Source organism: Leptolyngbya cf. ectocarpi LEGE 11479 (genome assembly GCF_015207065.1).
In the GTDB taxonomy this organism is placed as follows: Bacteria; Cyanobacteriota; Cyanobacteriia; order Phormidesmidales; family Phormidesmidaceae; genus Leptothoe; species Leptothoe ectocarpi.
Window position 1 is genome coordinate 1 of the sequence record NZ_JADEXP010000296.1, and the last position, 8,176, is coordinate 8,176.

The window sequence follows — 8,176 nt, forward strand, 5'->3', positions numbered from 1 at the left end:
TCCGCCAAAGGTGGCACACATGCAAAGCGACTCAAAGCAGGATGGGATGACCAATATCTTTTCAAGGTGCTGGCCCAAGGAGATAACGCTAGTACCAAATTGTAAAGAAACGTATGCGTTTGCCCTGAGCGGCAGCAATCGCTCTAGGTTCGTTCGATAAGTACGCTGTTATTCAAAACTGTTGTATTTCCAGTGAACTAATCCTAAAAGGTGCACTTATAGCCAAGGATGAGCGATTTAAGGGTCTTGAGAAAGATGAATTGGATCGTAAACTTCAAAAAAAATATGGTCATGATATAGAAAAAACTGTAAGGAAAGTATCAACATTTTTTCCAGATATCGATCAGCAGCTTCTAGTGTCAGTGGTTGAGACATATCCAAAATTGGTAGAGCGTCGCTATGATGCGAAGCGATATAAACGGATAGAGATTGGCAATTTTCTGATGAATGCTCAATTTATTGCAGGAGAAATTCTACGGCAGTTTTCCAATCGGAATACACGAGCTATTTTAAGCGGAGCAGATGATGACGCTTGGAATTTGAGTAACCGCTCATTTCCATCCAGTCCGATCTGATTTTTCGAAATCTTTACTGCCCTAATCGCTTTCGAGCCCCGCGTACCTGCCCTACCTGCTTTAAGGTCATCCCTGCTATCAAAGCAACGCCACCAAAGATATACAGTGACTTATTCCTTGTCCCCATCCCAATAAATCGCACTACACCAAACGCCATCAGACAGGCGATCAGAATCGGCATTATCACCACGTACTGAGTATGTTGCGGGCTAGCCTCCCGATTCAGGCCCAGTCGCTCATTACGGATCACCTTCCGCGCCAGCATTGGATTGCGTCCAGCCAACGGTTGCAACTCCGCTAATCGTGACCGACTCAACTGCAACCCCATCCGCTCCGCCTCGGCCTGCATCGTTTCGCGGATCAGCTTATCGCTGGGCAGCTCTAACTCAACCTCCAGCATCTCCAAGAAAATATCCCGGCCAGGATTCGCGGCCGCAAAGCAGATTACCTTTACGTCGTTTGAGATCGCATCCTCCAACCAATACCTCACCCCCGTCGTCAACCGCTTTGCCTCAGGGAAAATCAGCAACGTCTGAGGACCAATATTTTCAGCGATTTCATCCTTGAGCACATCCATGGTCATCGCCAGTTTTACTATTAGCTAATAAGCTCTGGACTGATTTTGAAAGTTTTTTCTTGCCCTTCACCACATATCTCAATATCTCCAGCGCTGGGCAGTTCTCGGCCAGCATTCGGGACACTTCAGACAATTTTGAAGTACTTACGTACTCAGTGATACGACCCTGGGGAGAATCCCACCGGTAGTAGTAGCTAGTACTCGGCGTCTTCCGTTTTCGATTGCCAGTGCGAGACTCCAGCCAGCCGCTAGCTTGCCCTTTCTGATTATGCTTGCGGTGCTTAGACTTACTGCTATCAGTGATGACCGACTTTGCTGTAGTCGGAGGCTGCTGTCGGCAGTTTTTTGATATCACAGCATTCCAGTGATGGTACGCCGTGATCGGCTCTCCGTTTGTATGAGCGTGGATCTCAATAAAACCGTCAGATCTAACTAAGCTAGGAGCCCAAACACACTTATTGCCAAAGGATAAAGGCAAATAAATCCGTTCACCTGCAGTGGGCTTAAGCCAAAGGCATTCCGTCCGTAACCCCTGACTAGTCTGGATTTGTTTCTTGACACAGCGCCAGCCGGGATACAGCTCAGCGTAAAGAGCAGATTCATAGCCGCTGAGTACCACCATCCCTTGCGCATCATGCAGCTGCTCAGCTAGATGCCGATGGCCGTCATCATCCATTTCATAGGCATACTGCCGTCTGGGTGCTCCATTAATGTGGCGTGTGTCCTTACTGCCGCGCGTGCTCTGCACATAGGGCGGATCAATATAGAACAGTGTTTCGGGACTGTCGTATACTGCGATCGCAACCTCAGCCAAATCATGCGTGATTTGTACATTTGCTAACCGTTGAGAAACGGCCATCAGATAATCACAGTCCTGACTTTGCACCAGGCGCAATCGCTCCTCACTCGTACCACTGCTCCAACGCCCGCCACCATTGCTAAAACTCATCTGACAAAAGAGATAGAAACGCCTTGCTCGCTCGAAAGCATTTCCTTCGATCACCATGCATCGTTTGAACTCATCCCGTGTTTTAGGAGACGCATTCAGCGCTGCGATTAATTCCTGTGGCCAGTCCTTCAAAACTTGAAAGAAATTTGTTACCCCTGGATTGCACTCGTTGAGCACATCCACAGCCGCCGGAGGCTTACGTAAGCCAACGCTGAAAGCTCCTGCATAAGGCTCACAGTAGATTCGATGCTCTGGAAAATACTGCAAAATCCATGGAGCCAATCGCCACTTCCCACCGAAGTAACGTAGTGCCGGACGCTCAATCGTTCCCCCAGAACAGGGATTCGGCATTTCATCCAGTTTTACCTTTGGCCGAGTTCTTATTAGCATCAATCCTCTCCAGCCTGAATTAGCCTTTTTGCACTCGCTTTGAATGCCCGTTTTTGGCCCATGGATCTCAGGTCACAGTGCTGGGGGATTGGATTTAAATGGTTAACTGTTAGCTAAAACTGCCATAACCCAGATACTGACGACTTCCAAGGCTTTGTTTCCTACTGCTCAGGCACTCTTCAATAGTTAGCAAGGATCAGCCTAAAATCCGCAGTCAGCCCAGCTCAGCGCAGGATAGGTGCTTTTGATTGAATGATCGAATATAATTGACTGAACGATCAATCACTTGTTTTTTGCTTGCTTAGCGACTAAGTCAGAATTCAACCACTCTGCCCCTCTCCTCTGTAGCTCAAAGCATTCCAGGCTAGCCGTTCTAGCGGGATAGCTCAATTATCAACGCGCGTATTATGCCTAGAACCCTCGCCGCCCTCGAACAGCGACTAGAGTTATTAGAAACTCGCTATGCTCAGCTAGAAGAGCGGCAAAAATGGGTTGAACGCATTTTCGAAAGCTATGGCATCCGTGGCCTATGGCTGTCTCCCGCCAAAGCATCACCCCTATTGGGCGTTAGTCGAGACCGAATTATGGCCGAGATCGAACGGGCCGAAAAACTCCGCATCTTTGAAAAGCCCAGCGATGCCGAATACGGTGTCCACTACCGTAATATCCAAGACCCCAGCGTTGAAACCTCTACCTGGCAGGTCCATGTGGCTAACTTTGACCGCCTGCTCATGATTCCGCCCGATCAGCGCCTGATCCCCTAACCGTTAGTTGACTTTGCTCAGCCTGCTTCATCCGCTCAAACACCTGCTGATGCTGCGCTTCACTAATTGCCTGATGATAGGTCTGGGTCCTAACCGCGACACTATGGCCTGCCCATTTCGCTGCGTTGGCGAAGCCTCTCCAGCGGAGACTCGCATCCGGTACCCCCAGCAATGCAGTCCGAATACACCACGCATGCCTTAGTGCATAGGGATTATGCCCAATCCCAATTTCCCGAAATCGCTGGGATATCTTCTCACCCAGCTTGCTATTACTGCGCCCTTCCCGCTGAATATTGGGATACCGCACATTCCACAGCTTGAACGTAGTGCGCCAACTAGCCGGACAGGGATACACCAACCGCGTCCCCGTCTTAGTGCTATCCGCCACCCGCAACACCTCAGTCTCTGGCGTGAACTGCTCCACATCTATATGAAACACCTCATGGGGCCGCAACCCATAGGTGGCAAGCATCCCATAAATCCATTGCCAGCTGGGATTTTTCAGCGATTGCCAAATCTCAACAATTTGCTCGTCGTTGGGTAAGTCCTCCGGCAGTATCTTCTTCGGTGAGTAACCCTGTTTGAGGGATTTGAGTTCGGCTTGGAATGTGGCGAGATCTTGAGGTGCGATCGCACCTTGCTGCGCCATAAACTTTGCCAGTCTGCCATAGGCCATACAGTAAAACTCTCGGCTACGAGTACCCGGTTTAGACCCCTTCAAAAGCTCTGTCCGCAATAGATCTAGCGTAAGAACCCTCTCCTGCGGTAGACGATTAAAAAACAACCGATAGTTCTGCTGATACGAGTTTTCCTTAGTCAGCGTTCTCGGCGTAGATGCCCAATGATCAGCCTCATACTTATCAATCCACTCCGCTACCGTCTTCGCTGGTCTCTGCTTTCCCTTCAAATAAGGTCCCCAGTCAAACCGACCCCAAAGCAGCTGACTATCTATTTCCTGAGCTTTTGCCTTCGCCACCTTTAGCCCCGCCATCGAAGCATTACAGTTCAGAGCCAGCTCCACCCGTCGCGGCTTATCTTGTCCCGGCCTCGGCGGAAACGAATCATCCGCTTTGCCCCGAACGTATAACTTTCCCCCTTTTTGCCGCACACTGACCTTTTCCAGCTGCTGGTTAATCGCTTGCAGGCGGGGGTCTATATCGACTTTCTCAGGTGCAAAATTCTTCCCCATATCTTCCCCAAAAACAGTCCACAGTCACCTGTTTTCAGCTCACAAAAGCTGCTCTGAGGAAGTCTTTCTCAATTTGTTGTGAAAGGCCGAAACCTTTGCTATTCAACGGAGAGGGGGGGATTCGAACCCCCGATGAACCGAAGCCCATAATAGATTTCGAATCTACCGCATTCAACCACTCTGCCACCTCTCCAAGGCCTGAATAGGCCGCCCAAGCTTTTGGGCTTGTTTATTCTACACCGAGGTGCACGTTCTAGACCTAGACTGTTCGATTTCGACAAGCGAGCCAGAGGGTAATGGTTCCATAGAGACTATAGATTGCTACTACGAGCCAAACAGAGATGTTTCCGATATCTATCTGGTTACCTGGTAATTGATTAAATAAGTTGACTAAAGTTATCAAGAGCTGCACTGGGATTGCCAAAAGCCATGAGATCGCACTTCCTGCCAATGGCCAAATTACGCTCGCCATAGCACTAATAAAGCCACCCAAACTAATGAGGGTGACTAACGGTGTTGCGATCGCATTCAAAATAATGCTGTAGGACGGGATGATACCAAAGTGATAAAGCTGTAATGGCAGGGTCCACAGATAGGCCGCGATGGGAACAGATAGCAGAGTTGCTATTGCACCTGGCATCCAGTCCAATCGTTTAATTAGAGCCGTGGCCATGACCATAAGTCCCAACGTGGCCGTTACGCTTAACTGAAAACCGATATCCCAAATCCAGCGTGGATTCCACAGCAATAGCAATACGACTGCGAGTCCCAAAGCAGCCAGGGGTTTAACCTGACGCTCTAAAGCGAGGCCCATCATGGCCCCAAAACCCATGATGGCGGCCCGCATCACACTGGGCTGTAGCCCCGTCAAACCAACATATATAAGTAACGCAACGCTGCCCCCAATGGCCTGGGTGCGGGCCGGTTGCCATTGCATCATGGCCAGCACTAGCCCCAGTATCAGCGCCACATGAAATCCAGACGCTGCCAATGTATGGGCCAAACCCGCTGTAATAAAGGCATCACGAATATCGTAGGGGAGATCTACTGCGCGTCGGCCCAGCACCATCGCACTAACGAGTGTTCCTTTATCCCCAAGCCAGCGACCCTGAGCCTTGACGATGCGCTGCCGAACCTGCCATAGGCCACGCTGAGGTTGATCGGTATTCGGTTGACTATCTATATAGTTAGCACTCAGACCAGCAAAGCTACCTTGACGAGCCAGATAGGCCCGAAAGTCAAATTCTCCAGGTTTGCTAGCAACGCTCGGTTCATACAGCCGTCCAGTGGCCTTGATTGCCTGACCTGGGTAAAGGTTGGCTGTTTGTGCTAGTGGAGCTGTGATATAGAGTTTTCCGCTGACAGGGCGTCGACTGACAAAGTCAGCGTCCTCAGCACGATGTTGAATGCCGTGGGTCTCAAGCCAAAATTTACCCTTGCCGCTGCGATTGACCTGGGGGAGTGCTACAACTTCTCCGTACGCGCTATAGCTACCGGGTGCATATCGACTGACATCATCCATGCCTGGTTGAGGAATGCGCCACAGACAGTAGGCCGCGCCTAACAAACTGACTAATCCTGCTATGAGCCACTGATATCTGGTCGGACCCAGGCGCCATATCTTTGGAATCCAGAGACTACACCCCAAGCCAACCAGTGCTAGCCCATAGCTGACCATCGGTTGACTAGACGGACCTAGCAGAATACCTGTGGACAGCAGCCCTAGAACATAACCAAGACCGATAATGACTGGACCCCAGAGTGTCATAACGATAAATAAAAAACGAAATAAAAAACGCTGCTCCTAGTCCGAAGCAGCGTTCTCAGTTATCGTTCCCGAATTGGTCGAAGTTAACGGGTCTGGGGTTAAATTGATAAACCCAACTTCAGACCCAGCGCAGCATGGACCACCATCAGGGCGACAGCCGCTGTCCCAATGTAGGCATGGGCATTTCTCAACGAGTCTTGACCGCCACCAAATTTACTCATAGAAATGGCTCCGTTGAGTCCCAGTAGGCCCAGCACCGCTGAACCTGTCCAGAAGTGGGGGCTTTCTAGAATGGGCTGATCTTGCATCACTAAGGAAAGCAGGCCACCGGTATATCCCATGGCAATGAACGTTGTCATCCACAAAGCTACTTTTTTGTGGAACTTACGTACAGGCATGGACCCCATGGTGGCATCGGGAGCACCCGTACGAATTTTCCAGCCGGCAATGGCGGCGCTGCTACCCATGGCAAAGACGACAATGCCCATCATTGCGGGATGACCCCAGTGGGTAATCGATTCAGGTAAGCCAAACTGAGCGAACCAGCTGGCAATGGGTTCTAAATAGGCTCTTAGACTAGACACCATGATCGGGTATTCCTAACGCGTTTGTTATCTGCACCTATTTTAGGCAGGTACGGTGTTCTGTTTATGGGTTAGCTTCTCAGAATCTTCGCTATTGTCATCATTTAGTAGTGGAAAGCCGAGTTTTTCACGTTGTTCGTAATACAGCTGGGCAACGTTTCGAGCCAATGAGCGAACCTGGCGAATATAGCGAGTCCGCTCGGTGACAGAAATGACGCCACGGGCATCTAAAAGATTAAAGGCATGGGAGCACTTGAGTACAAAGTCATAGGCTGGGAGTACTAGCTCACGCTCCATTAGCTGTTCGGCTTCTTGCTGATACAAATTAAATAGATTGAACAATAGTTCTGGGTTGGACGCTTCAAAGTTATAGGTGGAGCATTCGATCTCGCCCTGCATGTGGACATCACCATAGGTGACGGTGTCGTTCCATTGGATTTTTGCGATCTCATCCACCTCCTGCAAATACATCGTCAATCGCTCTAGACCGTAAGTAATCTCAATGGACACCGGTTTACAGTCCAAGCCGCCGCACTGCTGGAAATAGGTAAACTGAGTTACCTCCATGCCATCTAACCAGACTTCCCAGCCCACACCCCAGGCCCCAACCGCAGCATCTTCCCAGTTATCCTCCACAAATCGAATGTCATGATCCTCGGGTTTGATGCCCAACGCCCTGAGGGACTCTAGATACAGATCTTGAATATTGCTGGGGGATGGCTTAATCAGCACCTGGTACTGGTAATAGTGCTGATAGCGATTGGGATTTTCCCCATAGCGCCCATCTGCCGGACGACGACAAGGCTCAACATAAGCAACTGACCATGGTTCTGGTCCAATGGCCCTCAAAAACGTGTGGGGACTTTTAGTACCCGCCCCCTTTTCAGTGTCATAGGGCTGAACAATCAAGCATCCCTGCGCCGACCAAAACTCATTCAGTGTGGCAATGACAGACTGAAAATTCACTGCGCTTTCCCCTACTTATATATGTATGACCGTCACATTCTCCTCTGAAGTGAGGAAAAAGCGCTAGTACCCAGCCTGAATCGTGACTAAAGCCATACTCCATCTAGCCAGCAATAAATTACCTATTAGCTCAAAGTAAACCCCAAAACCCACTACCAGGCGATCCCAGGGTAATAACCCGAAAAATTTGTATAAAGGAAAACGAAAAAAATGTAGCGCTAAACCAGGTTTCAGTCAGCCAATTTAACTAGAACCCTCTGCTTGCAAGGATTCTAACTGCCACAAACAAATTTCACGAAAGGTGTTGACTTCGTATGGGCGTGTCGCTATATTAGTAAAGCGCTCGACGGGGGAGCGGTTCACACCGACACCTGAGGGGCGCGGAACCTAGACAGTTAAATAGTTTGAGATTCT

The 8,176-nt window shown here is 49.7% G+C and carries 8 protein-coding genes and 1 tRNA gene; 2 read left to right on the top strand and 7 right to left on the bottom strand.

Going from position 1 to position 8,176, the window contains the following annotated elements:
* Positions 1 to 260 precede the first annotated feature (260 nt).
* A complete protein-coding gene (locus IQ260_RS23355; protein ID WP_193995488.1) occupies positions 261 to 575 on the top strand; it encodes a hypothetical protein in 315 nt (104 codons plus the stop codon).
* Between the two features lie 13 nt (positions 576 to 588).
* On the opposite strand, the gene IQ260_RS23360 is transcribed toward IQ260_RS23355, so the two are convergent.
* Together IQ260_RS23360 and IQ260_RS23365 are read right to left on the bottom strand one after the other, a co-directional pair.
* Positions 589 to 1,152: a hypothetical protein gene (locus IQ260_RS23360; RefSeq protein WP_228016375.1), complete on the bottom strand. Its 564-nt coding sequence runs from the start codon at positions 1,150 to 1,152 to the stop codon at positions 589 to 591.
* On the bottom strand, positions 1,133 to 2,491 hold the full coding sequence (locus IQ260_RS23365) for a DNA adenine methylase (RefSeq protein WP_193995489.1): 1,359 nt from the start codon (positions 2,489 to 2,491) through the stop codon (positions 1,133 to 1,135). Before IQ260_RS23365 ends, IQ260_RS23360 begins: the two co-directional genes overlap by 20 nt.
* Positions 2,492 to 2,898: 407 nt before the next feature.
* Between IQ260_RS23365 and IQ260_RS23370 the strand changes: the two genes are divergently transcribed.
* Entirely contained in the window at positions 2,899 to 3,255 is a 357-nt protein-coding gene (locus IQ260_RS23370; protein ID WP_193995490.1) for a hypothetical protein, read from the top strand.
* Here IQ260_RS23370 and IQ260_RS23375 read toward each other — a convergent pair.
* The 5 genes from IQ260_RS23375 to glyQ form a co-directional block, all read right to left on the bottom strand.
* On the bottom strand, positions 3,221 to 4,444 hold the full coding sequence (locus tag IQ260_RS23375; protein ID WP_193995491.1) for a site-specific integrase: 1,224 nt from the start codon (positions 4,442 to 4,444) through the stop codon (positions 3,221 to 3,223). The genes IQ260_RS23370 and IQ260_RS23375 overlap by 35 nt on opposite strands.
* 106 nt (positions 4,445 to 4,550) lie before the next feature.
* A tRNA-Ser gene (locus IQ260_RS23380) sits at positions 4,551 to 4,637 on the bottom strand.
* Positions 4,638 to 4,703: 66 nt separating this feature from the next.
* Complete coding sequence (locus IQ260_RS23385) at positions 4,704 to 6,212, bottom strand: ComEC/Rec2 family competence protein (protein ID WP_193995492.1); 1,509 nt, start codon at positions 6,210 to 6,212, stop codon at positions 4,704 to 4,706.
* A gap of 98 nt (positions 6,213 to 6,310) precedes the next feature.
* Positions 6,311 to 6,799, bottom strand: a complete 489-nt coding sequence (locus IQ260_RS23390; protein ID WP_193995493.1) for a DUF4079 domain-containing protein — start codon at positions 6,797 to 6,799, stop codon at positions 6,311 to 6,313.
* 39 nt (positions 6,800 to 6,838) lie between these two features.
* Positions 6,839 to 7,762: a glycine--tRNA ligase subunit alpha gene (gene glyQ / locus IQ260_RS23395; protein WP_193995494.1), complete on the bottom strand. Its 924-nt coding sequence runs from the start codon at positions 7,760 to 7,762 to the stop codon at positions 6,839 to 6,841.
* Positions 7,763 to 8,176 lie beyond the last annotated feature (414 nt).